This window comes from Geodermatophilus sp. SYSU D00779 (genome assembly GCF_054050595.1).
In genome coordinates, this window is record NZ_JBJGZQ010000053.1 from 1 (window position 1) to 16,842 (window position 16,842).

The 16,842-nt window shown below is 74.2% G+C and carries 17 protein-coding genes, 1 tRNA gene and 1 pseudogene; 11 read left to right on the top strand and 8 right to left on the bottom strand.

Annotated features, from left to right (window positions below):
* Positions 1-121 precede the first annotated feature (121 nt).
* Both ACI79G_RS24335 and ACI79G_RS24340 read right to left on the bottom strand, forming a co-directional pair.
* On the bottom strand, positions 122-1,123 hold the full coding sequence (locus ACI79G_RS24335; protein ID WP_456883609.1) for a sulfite exporter TauE/SafE family protein: 1,002 nt from the start codon (positions 1,121-1,123) through the stop codon (positions 122-124).
* A 239-nt stretch (positions 1,124-1,362) separates the two neighbouring features.
* Positions 1,363-1,908, bottom strand: coding sequence for a sigma-70 family RNA polymerase sigma factor (locus ACI79G_RS24340; protein ID WP_456883610.1), 546 nt, complete (start codon positions 1,906-1,908; stop codon positions 1,363-1,365).
* An 87-nt stretch (positions 1,909-1,995) separates the two neighbouring features.
* Here ACI79G_RS24340 and ACI79G_RS24345 point away from each other — a divergent pair, with 87 nt between their 5' ends.
* From ACI79G_RS24345 to ACI79G_RS24365, 5 genes are read left to right on the top strand one after another with little or no spacing between them, the layout of a single operon-like run.
* Positions 1,996-2,640 carry a zf-HC2 domain-containing protein gene (locus ACI79G_RS24345; RefSeq protein WP_456883611.1) on the top strand — a complete coding sequence of 215 codons (645 nt, stop codon included), beginning with the start codon at positions 1,996-1,998 and terminating at the stop codon, positions 2,638-2,640.
* Complete coding sequence (locus tag ACI79G_RS24350; protein ID WP_456883612.1) at positions 2,637-4,427, top strand: copper resistance CopC/CopD family protein; 1,791 nt, start codon at positions 2,637-2,639, stop codon at positions 4,425-4,427. The genes ACI79G_RS24345 and ACI79G_RS24350 overlap by 4 nt, the downstream gene beginning before the upstream one ends.
* Positions 4,428-4,468: 41 nt before the next feature.
* Complete coding sequence (locus ACI79G_RS24355; RefSeq protein WP_456883613.1) at positions 4,469-5,236, top strand: YcnI family protein; 768 nt, start codon at positions 4,469-4,471, stop codon at positions 5,234-5,236.
* Positions 5,233-5,898, top strand: a complete 666-nt coding sequence (locus ACI79G_RS24360; RefSeq protein WP_456883614.1) for an SCO family protein — start codon at positions 5,233-5,235, stop codon at positions 5,896-5,898. The genes ACI79G_RS24355 and ACI79G_RS24360 overlap by 4 nt, the downstream gene beginning before the upstream one ends.
* Entirely contained in the window at positions 5,895-6,980 is a 1,086-nt protein-coding gene (locus ACI79G_RS24365; protein WP_456883615.1) for a hypothetical protein, read from the top strand. Before ACI79G_RS24360 ends, ACI79G_RS24365 begins: the two co-directional genes overlap by 4 nt.
* Here ACI79G_RS24365 and ACI79G_RS24370 read toward each other — a convergent pair.
* Genes ACI79G_RS24370 through ACI79G_RS24385 form a run of 4 tightly spaced genes read right to left on the bottom strand, consistent with a single transcriptional unit; the run spans position 6,977 to position 11,280 of the window.
* Positions 6,977-7,777 carry a phosphocholine cytidylyltransferase family protein gene (locus ACI79G_RS24370; RefSeq protein WP_456883616.1) on the bottom strand — a complete coding sequence of 267 codons (801 nt, stop codon included), beginning with the start codon at positions 7,775-7,777 and terminating at the stop codon, positions 6,977-6,979. The genes ACI79G_RS24365 and ACI79G_RS24370 overlap by 4 nt on opposite strands.
* Positions 7,767-8,885, bottom strand: coding sequence for a CDP-glycerol glycerophosphotransferase family protein (locus ACI79G_RS24375; protein ID WP_456883617.1), 1,119 nt, complete (start codon positions 8,883-8,885; stop codon positions 7,767-7,769). Before ACI79G_RS24375 ends, ACI79G_RS24370 begins: the two co-directional genes overlap by 11 nt.
* Positions 8,882-9,664, bottom strand: a complete 783-nt coding sequence (locus ACI79G_RS24380) for an HAD family hydrolase (RefSeq protein ID WP_456883618.1) — start codon at positions 9,662-9,664, stop codon at positions 8,882-8,884. Before ACI79G_RS24380 ends, ACI79G_RS24375 begins: the two co-directional genes overlap by 4 nt.
* Positions 9,665-9,693: 29 nt before the next feature.
* Positions 9,694-11,280: a mannitol dehydrogenase family protein gene (locus ACI79G_RS24385; RefSeq protein WP_456883619.1), complete on the bottom strand. Its 1,587-nt coding sequence runs from the start codon at positions 11,278-11,280 to the stop codon at positions 9,694-9,696.
* Positions 11,281-11,805: 525 nt separating this feature from the next.
* Between ACI79G_RS24385 and ACI79G_RS24390 the strand changes: the two genes are divergently transcribed.
* The 4 genes from ACI79G_RS24390 (at position 11,806) to ACI79G_RS24405 (ending at position 13,470) form a co-directional block, all read left to right on the top strand.
* Entirely contained in the window at positions 11,806-12,444 is a 639-nt protein-coding gene (locus ACI79G_RS24390) for a M23 family metallopeptidase (RefSeq protein WP_456883620.1), read from the top strand.
* Between the two features lie 11 nt (positions 12,445-12,455).
* Entirely contained in the window at positions 12,456-12,878 is a 423-nt protein-coding gene (locus ACI79G_RS24395) for a helix-turn-helix domain-containing protein (protein ID WP_456883621.1), read from the top strand.
* Between the two features lie 20 nt (positions 12,879-12,898).
* Positions 12,899-13,312, top strand: a complete 414-nt coding sequence (locus tag ACI79G_RS24400; protein WP_456883622.1) for a VOC family protein — start codon at positions 12,899-12,901, stop codon at positions 13,310-13,312.
* A gap of 85 nt (positions 13,313-13,397) precedes the next feature.
* Positions 13,398-13,470, top strand: a tRNA-Ala gene (locus ACI79G_RS24405).
* 200 nt (positions 13,471-13,670) lie between these two features.
* On the opposite strand, the pseudogene ACI79G_RS24410 reads toward ACI79G_RS24405, so the two are convergent.
* Positions 13,671-14,696: pseudogene (locus ACI79G_RS24410) on the bottom strand (site-specific integrase); the annotation flags it as partial.
* Positions 14,697-14,769: 73 nt separating this feature from the next.
* Positions 14,770-15,072 carry a helix-turn-helix domain-containing protein gene (locus ACI79G_RS24415; RefSeq protein WP_456883623.1) on the bottom strand — a complete coding sequence of 101 codons (303 nt, stop codon included), beginning with the start codon at positions 15,070-15,072 and terminating at the stop codon, positions 14,770-14,772.
* Between the two features lie 675 nt (positions 15,073-15,747).
* On the opposite strand from ACI79G_RS24415, the gene ACI79G_RS24420 reads away from it, so the two are divergent.
* Together ACI79G_RS24420 and ACI79G_RS24425 are read left to right on the top strand one after the other, a co-directional pair.
* Entirely contained in the window at positions 15,748-15,984 is a 237-nt protein-coding gene (locus tag ACI79G_RS24420) for a DUF433 domain-containing protein (protein ID WP_456883624.1), read from the top strand.
* Positions 15,981-16,340 carry a DUF5615 family PIN-like protein gene (locus ACI79G_RS24425; protein WP_456883625.1) on the top strand — a complete coding sequence of 120 codons (360 nt, stop codon included), beginning with the start codon at positions 15,981-15,983 and terminating at the stop codon, positions 16,338-16,340. The genes ACI79G_RS24420 and ACI79G_RS24425 overlap by 4 nt, the downstream gene beginning before the upstream one ends.
* Positions 16,341-16,842 lie beyond the last annotated feature (502 nt).

Below are 16,842 nucleotides of genomic sequence, written 5' to 3' on the forward strand. Positions count from 1 at the left end.
GCATTAGCGTGGGTCACGAGGACCTCCGGGTGGATGTGGGCCTTCGACAAGCCACACCCCACTCGGAGGTTCTCCCTCGCTCAACCCCTCACGCCGCTACCAACGTCCTGGCTCAGTACACCTAGTCGCGCGGGTCGCGGGGTCGGCCCGCCGTGACGTCGCGCCGCAGGTCGGCGGCGTCCGCACCGTCGGCCGGGAGCTCGATCTCGTCGTGCGACCGCGCCGCCTCGGCGGCCAGAGCGTCGGCGGACTCCAGCGCACGGTCCTTGCGGTACTCGCGGAAGGAGTGCACGACCGCGGTGGCCCAGATGGCGTAGATGACCGCGTAGACGGCGTAGCGCACCGGGTCGGAGGCGTCGATCCAGTCACTGCGCAGCAGCGTCCGGGTGTTGGTCAGCACGATCATGCCGCCGACCAGCGAGCCGAGCATCCGGGGCGGGACGTGCCGCACCAGCCACGCGGCGAGCGGCGCGGCGACCAGCCCGCCGGCGAGCAACCCGAGCGCCCACGTGGCGTCGACACCCTGGGAGCCCAGTGCGACGAGGAAACCGAGACTCGCGGCCACGGCGATGAGGAACTCGGACGTGTCGATCGAGCCGATCACCTTGCGCGGCTCCATCCGCCCGCTGGCCAGCAGCGCCGGCGTCCCGACCGGGCCCCAGCCGCCACCGCCGGTGGCGTCGACGAAGCCGGCCACCAGGCCCAGCGGGCCGAGGAAGCGCTTGCGGACCGGCTTGCCCAGGTGCCGGCGGTCGATCCCCCGGAGGGTGAAGCGCACGAGCAGGTAGATGCCGAGGGACAGGAGGATCAGCGACATGACCGGGGCGGCGACCTCGGTCGAGAGGCTGGACAGCACGTTGGCGCCGATGAAGGCGCCCACCGCGCCAGGGACGCCGACCTTGGCGACGACCTTCCAGTCGACGTTGCCGAACTTCCAGTGTGCGAGGCCGGACATCAGGCTGGTGCCGATCTCGGCGAAGTGCACGGTGGCCGACGCGGCGGCCGGGTTGGTGCCGATGGCGAGCAGCAGGGTGGTCGACGTCACGCCGTAGGCCATGCCGAGGCTGCCGTCCACGAGTTGCGCACCGAGGCCCACGAGGGCGAGGAGGACGAGGGTCTTCACGGGCTGGTTCTCCGGATCCGGGGAGGTCCGCGGGCGCGCCGAGAGGCGCAGCGCAGCGCGGGAGGGAAGGGGTGCGCGGAGCGCAGGAGGTCAGCAGCCCGGACAGCGGGCGGTGCAGACGCGCAGCAGGTCGACGTGGATCCGCCCCACGAGGAGCACCGTCGTCGCCGCCACGGACGCAATGTCTACCAGATCGGTGGACTAATGCCCAAAGCACGTCCCGGCTGCTGGGACGGCGCCTACGCCCGCGCGGTCGCCGCCCCGTCGCCCAGTGCCTCGACCAGGTCGGCCCGAGCTCGCGCCACCCGCGAGCGGATGGTGCCCACCGGGCAGCCGGCGACCTCCGCGGCCTCCGCGTAGGGCAGCCCGAGCAGCTGGGTGAGCACGAAGGCCTCGCGGCGGTCGGGGTCCAGCCGGGCCAGCAGGTCGGCGACCGCGGCACCCTCGCCCACCTGGTCGGCGTCGCTCGCGGTGCCCAGGGCCTCGAGCTCGGCGTCCTCGCGCACGAGGGTGAGCCGGCGGCGCCGACGGGACCGGACGGCGTCGGCGCACACCCGCCGGGCGATCGACAGCAGCCAGGTGCGCAGGGACGAGCGCCCCTCGAAGCGGTGCAGGGACCCGAAGGCGCGCAGGTAGGTCTCCTGCGTCAGGTCGTCGGCGGACTGCCGGTCACCGAGGGCCGCGCACAGCCGCCAGACGTCGGACTGGGTGGCGCGCACCAGGGCCGCCGCGGCGAGGGGGTCGCCGTCGACGGCGGCAACGGCCAGCCGCTCCAGGTCCTCCACGCGTCCCATCCTCCCCGGTGAACCGTTGCTGCAGCGTCACCCGGAATGAGGGGGAACCAATCAGCCTCGGAGGACGACCAACCCATCATGCAGTGCACCCCGTACCGCGAGGCGGTCTCCGCCCGGCTCGACGGCGAGTCGCCCGGCCTGCCCGCCGGCGAGCTGGAGGCGCACCTGGGTGCGTGTCCCGCCTGCGCCGCCTGGGCCCGGCAGGCCGAGCTGGTGACCCGCCGCGCCCGGCTCGCTCCCGCCCCGGACGTGCCCGATCTCACGGCGACGGTGCTGGCCGCGCTACCCCGCGAGCTGCCCGGCGCGGCCGCGGCCGCCCGTGCCCGGCTGGCCGCCGCCGCGCTGCGCCTGGCCCTGCTGGCCGTCGGCGTCGCACAGGCCGCGTTCGCCTGGCCCTCCCTCGCCACCGGCACCGCGGCGATGAGCGCACCGGTGCACATGGCCCACGAGACCGGCGCCTGGAACCTGGGCACCGCCGCGGCCTTCCTCGCCGTCGCCGCCGCCCCCCGGCTCGCCGCCGGGGCGCTGCCCTTCCTCGGCACCTTCGCCGCGCTCCTCGCCGTCCTCACCGTCGCCGATCTGCGCGCCGGGCACGTGCACGCCGAGCGTGCGGTCACCCACCTGCTGCTGCTCGCCGGCGTGGCGCTGGTCGGCACCGTCGCCTGGCGGGGACGCCGACGCCGGGAGCTGCCCGTCGTCGGCCGGGAGCGGGTGCCGGCGTGAGGCGCCGCGCGCCCGGGGCGCTGCTGCTCCTGCTGGCCCTGCTCGGGCTGTGGTCGGCGGCGGGGGTGGCGACCGCGCCGCCGGCCGCCGCGCACGCCGAGCTGGTGTCGACCGACCCGGCCGAGGGCGCCCGGCTCCCTGAGGCGCCGGACCGGGTCACGCTGACCTTCACCGAGGGCGTCTCCCTCGGGGCCGGCTACGCCCGCGTGCTCGACGCATCCGGGGAGCGGGTCGACGCCGGGGACGCCACGGTCGAGGGCGACTCCGTCGTCGTCCCGCTGCGGGCGGACCTGCCCGACGACGGCTACCTCGTCACCTACCGGGTGGTCTCGGCCGACTCCCACCCCATCTCCGGGGCCTTCTCCTTCGCCGTCGGCGACGGCGAGCTGGTGGCCGCGGACGCCACCGCGGGAGCGGGCGACACCGACCCGGTCGTGGGCGCGGCGCTGCCCGCGGCGCGCTGGCTGGGCTTCGCCGGCCTGTCGCTCGCGATCGGCGTGCCCGTGCTGCTGCTCACCGCGTGGCCGGAGGGCTGGGCGTCGGCGCGGCTGCGTCGCATGACCACCGGCGGGCTGGTGGCCGTCGCCGTCGGTGCCGCGCTCACCTTCCTCCTGCAGGGCCCCTACGCCGCCGGCAGCGGGCTCCCCACGGTGGCCGACCCGGCGCTCCTCGGGGCCACCGCGGCCTCCGGGAACGGGGCGGCGCACCTGGTGCGGATCGTCCTGGTGGCCGCGCTGGCGGTCGTGCTGCGCACGGTGTGGCGACGGGGGAGCCCCGCCCTGCCGGACGTGCTCGCCGGGGGCGTCCTCGCCCTCGCCCTCGTCGGCACGGTCGCCGCCGTCGGCCACCCCGTCGCCGGGCCGCTGCCGGCCCTGGCCGTGACCGCGGCCGCGGTGCACGTCGCGGCGATGGCCGTCTGGTTGGGCGGGCTGGCCGGGCTGCTGGGCGGCGTGCTGCGCGAGGACGCCCCGGCGGCCGACGTCGCCCGGGCGCTGCCGCCGTTCTCCCGGCTGGCCGCCGGCTCGGTCACCGCGCTGGTGGTCACCGGCGTCGTCCAGGCGGTCCGCGAGGTCGGCTCGCCCGCCGCCCTGGTGACGACGACCTACGGCTGGGTGCTGCTGGCCAAGCTCGCCCTGGTCCTGCTGCTGCTCGCCGCGGCCGGCGTCTCCCGGGTGTGGGTGCAGCAGCACCTCGGCGTCCGCCGGCCCCGGCCCACGCCGCGTCGCCGGGTCACCGTGCACGCCTTCTCCGCGTCGTCCGAGGAGCCCGAGCCCGACCCGGTGGTCGCCTCGGCCGCCGGCGCACGCGCCGAGGCGCAGGCCGCCGCGGCCGCCGTCGAGCGGCCCGCGCTGCGCCGCTCGGTGCTCGTCGAGCTCGCCGTCGGCCTCGTCGTCCTGGCGCTGTCGGCAGTGCTCGTCGGCACGCCCCCGGCGCGCGCGGAGGTCGCCCAGCCGGTGGACGTGACGCTGCCGGTGCAGACCGCGGTCGGGCAGGACGGCAGCGTGCAGGTGTCGGTCGACCCGGCCGCCGCGGGGGCGAACACGCTGCACCTCTACCTCCTCGACGAGCGGGGGCAGCTGACCCAGCCCGTCGACATCCGGGTGACCCTCACCGAGGAGGCCCAGGAGATCGGCCCGATCGACGTCGCCCTCGAACCCGCCGGGCCCGGGCACTACGTCGGTGACGGCATGGCGATCCCCGGCGCCGGCACCTGGACCCTCGCCGTCACCGTCCGGCTCGACGAGTTCACCGCCGGCACCGCCACGACCGCCTTCCCGGTGCGCTGACCCCTCGGACCCCCGCTCCACCCCGAACCGACAGGAGAACCGTGTCCTCATCCCTGCCCCGACCGCTCGGGCGGCTCGGCGTCGTCGTGCTGGCCCTGCTGACGGCGCTGGCCGCCGCCCTCGCCGGGGCCGGCGCCGCCTCCGCGCACGTCGGCGTCTCCTCGACCGACGCCGCCGCCGGCGGCTTCGGCAAGCTGACCTTCCGGGTGCCGAACGAGAGCGACACCGCCAGCACCGTCGCGCTGCGCATCTCGATCCCGGCGGAGTCCGCGATGGCCTCCCTGCGCGCGCAGCCGGTGCCCGGCTGGACGGTCAGCACGACGACGTCGGACCTGGCGACGCCGTTGGAGAGCCACGGCGAGCAGGTGACCAGCTACGTGTCGGTCGTGGAGTTCCGTGCGGCGGACGGCGGCGGCATCCGGCCCGGCGAGTTCCAGGAGTTCGCCCTCTCCGGCGGGCCGTTCCCCGAGGCCGACCAGGTGTCCTTCCCCACGGTGCAGACCTACGACGACGGCACCGAGTCTGCGTGGATCGAGCCGACCGTGGAGGGCCAGGCCGAGCCGGAGCACCCCGCCCCGGTGCTCACGCTGGCCGAGGCCACGACCGGCACCGCCGCTCCCACGACCGCCGCCGCCGACGCCGGGCACGACGCGACCGACACGGCCACCGACACCGCGGCGGCGAGCACCGGTCACGGCGACGCCGGCCCGGGCGCGCTCGCTCTCTTCCTGTCGATCCTGGCGCTGTTCACCGGTGTGGCCGGCGTCGTCCTGGGATGGCGCGCAGGCCGTCGTACCGTGTCCTCGTGACGTCCTCCTCCCGCAGCCGACTGGCCGCCCTGACCGTCTCGGCCGGGCTCCTGCTGGCCGGCTGCGGGGGCGCGGCCGCCGAGGGGACCCCGTCCGCCGAGGGCCACGACCACTCCGGCGGCGCGCCCGCCGTGGTCGAGGGCCCCGAGGACCGCTATGCCGGGCTGGACCTGCCCGATCCCTACCAGCGGCCCTCCTTCACCCTCACCGGCCCGGACGGGCAGCCCTACGACTTCGGCACCGAGACCGCCGGGTCGCCGACGCTGCTGTTCTTCGGCTACACCAACTGCCCCGACATCTGCCCCACGACGATGGCCGACGTCGCCGTCGCGCTGCGTGGGGTCGACCCGGCGCTGGCCGAGCAGGTGCAGGTGGTCTTCGTCACCACCGACCCCGCGTTCGACACCCCCGAGGTGCTCGCCGAGTACCTGGCCCGCTTCGACGCCGACCTGCCGACCCGGTTCGTCGGGCTGACCGGCGACCAGGCCGCCATCGACCGCGCGCAGCTGGCCGCGGGCGTGCCGCTGGCCGAGGACGCCGGCCGGCTGCACTCCTCGCTGCTGCTGCTCTACGGCGCCGACGACCTCGCCCACGTCGCCTTCGACGCGGGCAACACCAGCCGCGACATCGCCGGCGACCTCGGCCTGGTGGCCGGGGCGTGAGTCGGGCGGCGGCCCGCCTGCTGGTCGTCGTCCTCGGGGCCCTGGCCGGGCTGCTGGTCGCTGGGCCCGCGCAGGCGCACGTCGGTGGCGGTGCGGCGGGCAGCGACTTCGACGGGCGGGTCCTGGCGGTCGACCCCGCGCTGCCCGGCGTGGCGGTGCGGGTGCTCGCCTTCGGCGACGAGTTCGAGGTGGTCAACCCGACCGCGACCGAGGTCGCGGTGCCCGGCTACTCCGACGAGCCGTACCTGCGGATCGGTCCCGACGGCGTGTGGCGCAACGCGAACAGCCCGGCCACCTACATCAACCTCGACCGGTTCGGCCGGGTGACCCTCCCCGCGCACGCCGACCCGGCCGCCGCGCCGGAGTGGGTGCGGGTGTCGACCGAGCCGAGCTACGTCTGGCACGACCACCGCACGCACTGGATGAGCGAGGACCTGCTGCCGCCCGCGGTGGCCGCCGACCCGACCCGCGAGCACGTGGTGTCGTCGTGGGTGGTGCCGATGACCTACGGCGGCACGCCGGTGCAGGTGCGCGGCGAGCTGACCTGGAGCCCGCCGCCGCCGGCCTGGGTGGTGTGGCCGCTCTACACCGTCCTGGCCCTGGCCCCGGTGGCCGCGGCGCTGCTCGGCCGGGGACCCCGCCCGCTGGGGCTCCTGATGGTTCTCGGCGGAGCCGCTGCGGTGTACCACGCGGCGACCACGCCGGAGCCCGCGGCGAGCGTCTCCTCGCACGCCGCCGCCCTGGTGTCCGCGTTGCTGCCCGGGTTGCTCGCGCTCGCCGTGGCCGTCGGTGGCCTGGTCGCCGCCGTCCGGGGCCGCGGCGGGCTGACCGCGCTGCTGGCCGTCGTCCTGGGCTGGCTGCTGCTGGTGCAGGGGCTGCCCGACGTCGACGTGCTGTGGACGGCGAACGTGCTGGCCGAGGGGCCGGTGCTGCTGACCCGCGCGGCGGTGGCGGTGCTGGTCGCCCTGGGCGCCGGCTGCGTGGTCGGGGGCCTGGTCGGCACCCGCCGGTTCCGCGAGAGCCGTCGCCCGGCCGGCGAGTCCCTGCTCGGAGGCTGGGACCCGCCGGCCGCGCGGGACTAGGCCGGGGCGTCGGTCACCGGCTGCAGGTGGCTGCGCTCGGCGAACAGCGCGTTGGCCCGCTCGAGATCGGCCTCGAAGTCCACCTCGACGGCGGCGTGCTGCGAGATGTCGAGCGGCCGGATGCGCAGCCCCGCCGATGCGATGGCGGTCTCGATGCCGCGCTCGAAGTAGTCCTGCTCCGCGCAGGTCGCCAGGTGCTCGATCAGCACCGGCTTGTCAGCGGCGCAGACGTGGTTGATGCCGACCGCCTCACCGAGGCCGCCGACCACGGTCTTGGACAGCTCGTCGATCCAGCCCTCGGTGTCGACGGTGTACTTGACCTCCTCGTCGGCGACGGTGGAGGTGTCGACGCAGACGAAGCTCTCCTCGGCCCGCAGCGCCGGCAGGGCGGTCTCGATCACCGCCGGGTCGAAGACGACGTCGCCGTTGAGCCACAGCACGCCGCGGTTCCCGGTGGTCCGCAGGGCGCGCAGCAGGCTCTGCGAGGTGTTGGTGACCCGGTAGTCGGGGTTGTAGACGAAGCGCACGTCGGGGACCGCCCGCATGACGCGCTCGGCCTCGAAGCCGACGACCACGGTGATGTCGACCGACGGGCCGAGCACCGAGCGCAGCCCGTCGAGCTGGCGCTGCAGGATGCTGCGCCCGTCGTGCAGCGGGGTCAGCGGCTTGGGCCAGGGCCGGCCCAGCCGGGTGCCCATCCCGGCGGCGAGGATGACGACCTGGACGGGTACCTCCAGGCCCGGGGCGGCAGGCGCCGGCCCGTTCGATTCGGCGGTGGTGGCGCGGTCAGCGAGCACGGTCGTCCCCTCCTCGGGTGGTGGACCCGACGGCCGGTGCCGACGGGAAGAGCAGGTCGAGGACGCGCTCGGTGGCGTGCCCGTCCTCCAGGTGGCAGAAGGTCTGCTGGAACTCGGCGTAGCGGGTGGCGTAGCGCTCGCGCACCCCGTCGAGGTCGGCGATGGCGTCGATCAGCTCCGTGCTGGTGGACAGCATCGGCCCGGGGGCGACGTCCTCCAGGTCGAAGTAGAACCCGCGCAGCTCGTCGCGGAAGTAGGCCAGGTCGTAGGTGAAGAACAGCATCGGCCGACCGGTGATGGCGAAGTCGAACATCGTCGACGAGTAGTCGGTGACCATGGCGTCGGCGGCCAGGTACAGGTCCCGGATGTCGGGGTGGCTGCAGACGTCGTGCACCGGCGAGCCGTCGACGACCTCGAGCCGGTCCATCACCATGTTGTGCAGCCGCAGCAGCAGCACGTGGTCCTTCCCGAGCCGGGCGGTGAACTCGTCGAGGTCGACGGGGAACTCGAAGTCCTGCGGACCGGTCTTCTTGAACACCAGGTCGTCGCGCCAGGTGGGCGTGTACAGGACGACGGTCTGGCCCTCGTCGATGCCGAGGTCGGCGCGGACGGCGGCCCGGACGGCGTCCCGCTGGGGGCTGCTGAGCAGGTCGTTGCGCGGGTAGCCGGTCTCGTGGATCTCACCGCGGTAGCCGAAGGCGTTGCGCAGGCGCGGGGTGCTCGCCGCGTTCGGCGACAGCAGCAGGTCCCACCTGGCGATGTCGTGCTCCAGGTAGGCCAGCCGGCCCTCGGGCGCCCAGCGCACGTCGTTGTGGATGCGCTTGAGCGGCGTGCCGTGCCAGGTCTGCAGGTAGCGGGCGCCGGGCTTCTTCTCCCAGTCCAGCGGGATGTGGTCGTTGCTGATCACCAGGTCCGCACCCTCCAGCGCCGCGATCGACTCCGGGCTGCCGAAGGGGACCGTGGCGACGCCGTCGGGGAAGGTCGCCTGGGTGTGCGGGGCCGAGAGCCACGTGTGCGTCGCCTCGACGCCGCGCTCGAGCAGCCCCTCGTACAGCGCGCGGGGGCTGTCGGAGAAGTGGCCGCGGAAGGCCACGTAGACGATGTTCACCCATCTCCTCCGGTCGGGATCAGGACTCCGGCGGCCCGGCGGGGAAGCCAGGGGAGCAGCAGATCGGCCAGCTGCCGCCAGGAGTCGACCACGGTGAGCACCCCCGCGTCGAACAGCGCCGCCTCCCGGTCGGCGCGCTCGGCCTCCGGGACGAACAGCAGGTTGCCGACGGTGGGGCAGCCGGCCCGCACCGCCGACAGGGCGCCGGGGACGGAGTCCTCCACGGCCAGCCCGGCCTCCGGCGCGATGCCCAGCTGCTCACAGGCGTGCAGGTAGACGGCCGGGTCGGGCTTGCTGGTGGGCACGGGCAGCGAGTCCTCGGCGCTGAAGCGCACGGCCGGTGGGATGAGCTCGTCCAGCCCGGTGGCGGTGAAGCAGGCGGCCAGCCGGGTCAGCGCGCTGGAGCTGACCGCGGCGAGGCGCAGGTACGCCGACAGCGCCGTCAGGGCGTCGCTGGTCTCCGGGTGCGGGGTCAGCGTGACGCCGAGATGGGCGGTGACCGCCCGCTTCTCCTCGGCCACCCACGGCTCGACGTCGACCTCGGGGTGCCCGGCCTCGGCGGCCAGCCGGCGCGACGTCGTCCGGAAGTTCATGCCCGTGGTGGCCAGCCGCAGCTCCTCGGGGGAGAACCGGCGGTCGACGCCGAGGTCGGCGAGGAGGCGGTTGGTCACGTCGGCGGAGGCGACGAACGCCGGCTCCTCGGAGGGGAAGAGGTTGCCGTCGGCGTCGCAGAGGAGGGCCTCGAGCCGCATGACGAGCGGCTCGGGGAGGGCGGGCATCGGGGCGGTACCTCCGGGTGGGACGGTGCTCATCGGGGCAGGGGGCGGGCCGAGGCGGCCAGGGTGGCGGCGACCGCGGCGCGGGCGCCGAGCCGGTCGAGCCGGTCCAGCGCGCCGCTCAGGTCGGCGACGAACGCGGGGTCGTCGCCGAGGTCGCCGAAGACCGGGCGGACGGCGAGCAGCGGGCGCGGGTCGCCGCGGCCCTGCAGCGCCAGGGCCTGCAGCTCGGCGGCGCGCGGGTCCTCCAGCGGCAGCGGGCGACCGGCGTCGTCGGTGCCGCGCAGGTACCGGCACCAGCCGGCCACGGCCAGGGTGAGCAGCGGTGCGGACCGGCCCTCGACCAGCGACTGGCGCAGCGAGGGCAGCAGGTGCTGCGGCAGCTTCGCCGAGCCGCGCCGGCACAGCCGGGACAGCCGGTCGGCGATCGCCGGGTTGGCGAAGCGCTGCAGCAGCGTGTCCTTGTAGACGGCGAGGTCGACGCCGTCGGGCTGCGGCAACAGCGGGGTGACCTCGTCGTCCATGAGCCGGGCGACGTACGCGGCGAAGACCGGGTCGCCCATCAGCTCGTCCATGCGGGTGTACCCGGCCAGCGAGCCCAGGTGGCCCAGCGCCGAGTGGCTCGCGTTGAGCAGCCGGGTCTTCATCAGCTCGTAGTCGCCGACGTCCGCGACGAAGCGGACCCCGACCTCGTCCAGCGGTGGACGGCCGGAGCTGAAGACGTCCTCGATGAACCACTGGGAGAACGGCTCGGTGACGACCGGCCAGCGGTCGTCCACGCCGTAGCGGGCGGCGAGCGCGGCGCGTTCCTCGGGCGGGGTCTGCGGGGTGATCCGGTCGACCATGCTGCTGGGGAACGCGACCCGGTCGGCGATCCAGCGAGCGAGCACCTCGTCGCGCAGCCGGGCCAGGCCGACGACGGAGGCGCGGGTGACCTCGCCGTTGCGGTGCAGGTTGTCGCAGGAGACGACGGTGAACGGGGCCAGGCCCGCCCGCCGTCGCCGCTCGAGGGCCTCGACCAGGTAGCCGAAGGCGGTGGCCGGCGCGGACGGCTGCGCCAGGTCGCGGGCCACGTCGGGGTCGTCGGCTCGGAAGGCGCGGGTCTGCGGGTCGAGGGGGTAGCCGCCCGGGGTGATGGTGAGGGTGACCAGGCGGGTGCGGCGGTCGCTGAGCCGGTCGAGGACGGCGGTGGGGTCGTCGGGGGCGTAGAGGTAGTCGACCATCACGCCGACGACGCGGGCGCGCTCGCCGTCCGGGCTGCGCTCGACGACGGTGTAGAGGTGGTCCTGCGGGGCGAGGGCCTCCTGCAGGTGCCGCTGCCGCAGGCCGACGCCGACCACGCCCCACTCGGAGGAGATGCGCCGCTCGGCGAGCTCGTCGAAGTAGATGAGCTGGTGGGCCCGGGAGAAGCCGCCCACGCTCAGGTGGACGACGGCCGGGGTGAGCGCGCCGCGGTCGTACGTGGGGACGGCGACGCGGGCGTCGTGGCTGTGCAGCATCGCCTGGCTCAGCGGGCGGACCTGCGGCGCCTCCGGGCCGGGGACCGTCGGGAGGACCGCGGCCGGGGCCTGGGTGTGGGCCGGCGCCCGGGGTCCCGTCATGGGCTCTGCCGTGGTCATGCGGCGTCGGTCCTCCCTCGTGCAGTCGTGCGGTGACGTCCCCTTCGCGGCTCTCCCTGAGCGACCCCGGTGACGTGTGGGCCGCGCCTGGTGCGGCGATGATCATGACTACACGGGGCAGCGAGGTCCGGCCAGTCCGGGCCGTTCCTCGGTGGCGTGAGCCGCGATGGACGCAGGGCGTCGCGGCGCGGTGTTTTCACGCCGGGGGGCGAACGTAGCCGCACGGAACCGGTTCCAAACAGGATCGCCGTCACGCTGCTGGAACTGGGGGACGTGTGGGAGATCACGCACGGCGTGTCCTCGAGGACACGCCGTGCAACGGGTCACGGATCCGTCACGGAGTGTTTGGATCTGCGGCGAGCCCCTGGAGCCCGGCAACGGGCCTTCTCCCCACGAACGGGTAGGTGCATGGCCGGTCGGCGTCGCGCGCAGCGCTCCGGGAACCCCCGGGTCCCCGCTCCCTCCCGGGCCCGGCGGCCGGCCTCCGGCCCGCGTCGCGGCCCGCTGCTGCTGACCGCGCTAGTCGTGGGCGGGCTGGTCGCGGGCGTCACCGGCGTCTCGAACGCCTCCGACGTCCCGACCGGGTCGAACTCGGTGCTCGCCGCGCAGATGGAGCTGGCCACCACCGGCGACGAGGTCGAGGCGCTGCCCATGGCCTCGATCACCGAGGCCGAGGCCCAGGCCCGGCTGGCCGAGGTGGCCGCCTCGCGCGCCGAGCGCGCCGCGGCGGAGGCGGCCGCCGCCGAGGCGGCCCGGGAGGCCGCGCGGCCCAAGGCGGTGCTGCCCGTCGACGGCGCCCGCTTCACCAGTGGCTACGGGGGCCGGTGGGGCACCTTCCACTACGGCATCGACCTGGCCGCCCCGATGCGGACGCCGGAGTACGCGGCCATGGACGGCGTCGTCCTGCGGGCCGGGTCGGCCAGCGGCTTCGGCCTGGCCGTCTACGTCCTCCACGAGAACGGCGACGTGACCGTGTACGGCCACATGGAGGAGATCCTCGTCGAGCCCGGCCAGTACGTGGAGGCCGGCGAGACGATCGCGTTGCTGGGCAACCGCGGCCAGTCGACCGGTCCGCACCTGCACTTCGAGGTGCACCAGGGCGGGATGAACGGCAAGCGCATCGACCCGGTGCCGTGGCTGGCGGAGCGCGGCGTCGAGGTCTGATCCCTGGTGGGATGAGCGGCGTGGGCAGCGCGGTCGAGGACGCCAACCGCAGGCTGCTGCGCGCCCGGGACGCGATGGACCGCTCCTACGCCGAACCGCTCGACGTCCCCACCCTGGCCCGGATCGCGCAGGTCTCCGAGGCGCACTTCATCCGGACGTTCCGGGCCACCTTCGGGGAGACGCCCAACCGCTACCTGCAGCGGCGGAGGGTCGAGCGGGCCATGTTCCTGCTGCGCTCCACCGACCGCAGCGTCACCGACATCTGCATGGACGTCGGTTTCTCGAGTCTCGGCACCTTCAGCCGGGTGTTCCGGGACGTCGTCGGGGAGCCGCCGTCGGCGTACCGGCGCCGCGGCCCCCTCCCGCCGGTGCCCACGTGCTTCGCGATGGCCTGGGCCAGACCGAGCAGTTTCGGAGAAGCCCCGGGGGTGTGATCGTCTCTAGCGTCTCGCCCATGCTGACCGCGATCACCATCACCCAGATCTACGTGCCCGACCAGGACCGGGCCCTCGACTTCTACGTCGGGAAGCTCGGCTTCGAGGTCCAGTCGGACATGCACTTCGGCCCGATGCGCTGGCTGACCGTCAACCTGCCCGGCCAGCCCGATCGGGCCGTCCTGCTGGAGGAGCCGGGTCCGCCGTCCCTCAGTGACGAGACCGCCGCTCAGGTGCGGGAGCTCATCGCCAAGGGCGCCGCCGGCGGGCACCTGTTCCTCGCGTGCGACGACGCGCACGAGACCCACGCGGAGCTCAAGGCCAAGGGCGTGGAGATCACCGAGGAGCCGGTCGACCAGCCCTACGGCATCGACTTCGGCCTCCGCGACCCCTTCGGCAACCACATCCGCATCGCCCAGATGAAGCAGGGCTGACCCATCCCGACCCCCTGCGCCGGGGAGCCGTCGCGGCCCTGTACAGTTGCCCCTGGCTCGGACGCACCAGACCGGGTCGAGTCACGGGGCTGTGGCGCAGCTGGTAGCGCACCACACTGGCAGTGTGGGGGTCAGGGGTTCGAGTCCCCTCAGCTCCACCCCGATGACCAGGCCGTTCCCCTTGCGGGGAACGGCCTGCGTCGTCTCTGGTTGCAGTTGTGGTTGCAGTTCGTCCACCCTTACCCGGCAGCAGCAGGGTGCCCATCCGGTCCGCCGCCTCCCGAGCCAGGGCCGGCATGACGTGGCTGTAGATGTCCATCGTCGTGCGCATCTGGCTGTGGCCGAGCAGCTCCATGACCACCCGCGGGTGCACGTTCTCGCTCAGCAGCAGGGTGGCGGCGGTGTGCCGGCCGTCGTGCAGCCGGACGTGGCGGACGCCGGCGGCCTGCAGCAGACGGGTCCAGTCGTCGTAGTCGGCCTTCTTGTCGATCGGCCGGCCGTTGGGCTGGGCGAAGACCAGGTCCTCGTCGTGCCACTCGGAGCCGGCCAGCATCCGCTCGCCGAGCTGGGCGGCCTTGTGCTCTTGCAGGGCGGCGACCAGGGGGAGGGGCAGGGCGAGCGTGCGCTGGCTGCGCCGGGTCTTCGGCTCCTCGTAGATCAGCCCGCCGCCGCGGACGCGGTGGATGCTCCGCCGGACCGTCAGCGTGCCGGTGAGCAGGTCGATGTCCTTCCACTGCAGCGCCAGGGCTTCGGACTGCCGGAGGCCCAGGGCGAGGGCGACGGTCCAGCGGGCGGCGTTGCGGACGTGCGCGGCTGCCTCCAGGACGGCGCGGGCCTCGCCGAGGTCCAGGGCGGTGGCGATGTCGCTGGGGCGCTGGGCGGGTGGGTCGACGAGTGCGGCGACGTTGCGAGGGATGTGACCGCGCTGGACGGCGACGGTGAGGGCCCGGGAGAGGATCCGGTGATGGCGGAGGACGGAGGCGGGGGAGTAGCCGTCGTCCAGCAGGGCGGTGTAGAGCTGGTCGAGGTGTTCGGGTCGCAGCCGATCCATCCGGTGGCGGCCGATGCCAGGGATCAGGTGCTTGCGGACGGCGGACTCGTAGCTCTCCAGGGTCCGCTGGCGTACCCGGCGCGGCGCGATGGTGGTGAGCCAGTGCTCGAGCCACCAGGCGACGGTCGGGGTGGACGTCTCGCCGACCATTCCTGAGTCGCGCTTGCGCTCAAGCTCCCGGACCTTCGAGACCACGACGCCGCGGTTCTTGCTGCTGACGTGCCGGCGGTCGGGCTTGCCGTCCAGCCTGAACCCGACGGAGACGTAGCCGTGCCAGCGCCCGTCGGCGCCCTTGTAGATCGTCGACTCGCCGTTCGAGGCGCGTGTCGCCATCAGTCACCCCTGGGCCGTGGGCTGGAGGTCCAGTCTGGCTGCGCGCTCGGACGCGGACAGGCCCCCTGTGAACTCACGCGGCATCGGGCGACGGCGGGCCGAGCTCGAAGAGTCCGCGCTGGTCCGTTGTCGTCCGGTTCCGTCTCGGCGAACGAGGGGGAACGGGGCGGGGAGCCTCCAGGCCGCGGACGTAGCGCTCGAGCTCGGCCCGCGACAGCCGGCAGCTGCGGCCGATGTGGACCGGCTGCAGGTCGCCTGCCTTCATGAGCGCGTAGATCGTGGTGCGGCCGACGCGGAGCACCGTGGCGGCCTCCTCGGGCGTCAGCAACAGGGCAGTGGTGGCCAGCCCGTCGGGTAAGCGCTGTGGGTCTCCCATGTCGCCTCCTCGGGAGGTCTTCGTCCTCGGCCCGCTGTCGTCCGGGGTGGCGCGGCACCTCGGAAGGCGCCGTTCCGCTCCGATCGCTGACGGTGCACCGGCGATCTCCTGTCCTTCTCCGGTTCTCCTGCGCTCCGGGACGACGATCACCGGAAGCCGACGATGGTGCTTCCCACACCTGACGCTCGGCCCCGGCTGGAGGCGGCAGGAGGTCGGGCGGCGTCGTCCCTGCGAGCCCGATGCACATCCCACCGGCCAGCGCGCAACGCCGTTGCTGCCGTCATCGGTGTCAGGGTGCCGAAACACTGGCACGACGGCGGGGTCGAGCCGCCGGTCCACTGCGTCGCGTGCCGCGGGCACCGGCCGTGAGCTGCCTACGCATGCGCACCGGGCCCTCTCGACGTCCCTCCCGGTTCCTGGTCCTCCCGACCTCCTCCGGTTCGTCTCCGGTTCTGCTCCGGTACGTCGGGGGCTCCGGCCTGTGTGCTGCGGCTGTCGGCGCTCGGCTCCGTTCGTCGGTCGGAGCGCGGAGGCGACGGTTCGTGCTTGGTCGACCGGGGCTCCGGGCTCCGGCCGGAGCTCACATCACCGGGGTGACGTCGCGTTGGTGGGCGACGGGGCGGCCGGGAGGACCGGCATGCTGTCGTAGATCGCGAGCGCGGGCACACTGGGCGCATGAGTCCCGACCGACTGGGGTTGATCACCACCGATCCGGCCGTGCTGAGCGGCCAGGCGGTCATCGTCGGCACCCGCGTGCCGGTCAGCGTGGTGCTCGACTGCCTGGCCGCCGGGATGAGCACCGAACAGATCGTCGCGGAGTATCCGACCCTGACCTCCGAAGGAGTGCAGGCGGCCGCCGCCTACGGGGCGCTGCTGGCCCGTGAGGAACTGGTTCCGCTGAGCCGCGAGTGAAGGTCAAGCTCGACGAGAACATGCCTCGCTCGGCCAGTCATGTGCTCATCGCCGCCGGACACGATGTCGACACCGTCGTCGACGAGAACCTGGCAGGCGCAACCGATCCTCAGGTCGTGGCCGCTGCGGCCGCTACGGGACGACTGTTGATCACGTTGGATCGTGGACTGGGCGACATCCGGACCTACCCGCCGGGCAGCCACGCCGGGATCCTCGTGCTGCGACCAGCAGACCAGTCGGTCCCGACCGTGCTCGCCGCGCTCGCCGAGGTGGTCACCGGTCACGACGTGACCACGCTTACGGGCACAATCGCCATCGCGCAACGCGGCCTGTTGCGTATCCGCCGTCCCCAGTAGCGACAAACCGCGGTCGCGCCGGGCCTTGCAGTCCGGCGTCCACGGGCCCAGCTGGTGTACCCGACCGGTCGGGGAGCCCCGACTCGTCCTCGGCCTGTGGCAGTGACACGCCCTCGGCAGGGTCATCTCCGCGGCAGCGCAATGTCACCCCTCACCGCGCGACCTCCTCTCGGCGGCGCGCTGCCGGACAGACGGGGATAACCGCTGCGGATCCCTCCCCGTGGCCACAGCCGCCGAGTCCGCCGCCTCAGCTCCGGGCATCAGCTGCCAACCACGGCCGGACCGTCGACCCGATCGGCTGCGTACTCGGATCCTCGCCGGCGGACGTTCTTCGCTCCCATCTCCGCTACCGAACCGAACAAGATCATGAGGCGACACAGACCCGTGAATAGGTGAGTTGCAGGCGCGCGTCAGCGCGGGGCGGCCGAAGGCCGTCCTCCAGTGCCTCTGCAGTTAGGTTCAGGCGGCCGGGTCGAGGACCACCGTGTGGCCGAGCTTCTCC

Excerpts from the sequence above, each read along its gene's own strand:
- ACI79G_RS24400 (WP_456883622.1), top strand. The coding sequence starts at position 12,899 with ATGCTGACCGCGATCACCATCACCCAGATCTACGTGCCCGACCAGGAC.
- ACI79G_RS24380 (WP_456883618.1), bottom strand. The coding sequence starts at position 9,664 with ATGCCCGCCCTCCCCGAGCCGCTCGTCATGCGGCTCGAGGCCCTCCTC.
- ACI79G_RS24415 (WP_456883623.1), bottom strand. The coding sequence starts at position 15,072 with ATGGGAGACCCACAGCGCTTACCCGACGGGCTGGCCACCACTGCCCTG.
- ACI79G_RS24395 (WP_456883621.1), top strand. The coding sequence starts at position 12,456 with ATGAGCGGCGTGGGCAGCGCGGTCGAGGACGCCAACCGCAGGCTGCTG.
- ACI79G_RS24345 (WP_456883611.1), top strand. The coding sequence starts at position 1,996 with ATGCAGTGCACCCCGTACCGCGAGGCGGTCTCCGCCCGGCTCGACGGC.
- ACI79G_RS24385 (WP_456883619.1), bottom strand. The coding sequence starts at position 11,280 with ATGACCACGGCAGAGCCCATGACGGGACCCCGGGCGCCGGCCCACACC.
- ACI79G_RS24420 (WP_456883624.1), top strand. The coding sequence starts at position 15,748 with ATGAGTCCCGACCGACTGGGGTTGATCACCACCGATCCGGCCGTGCTG.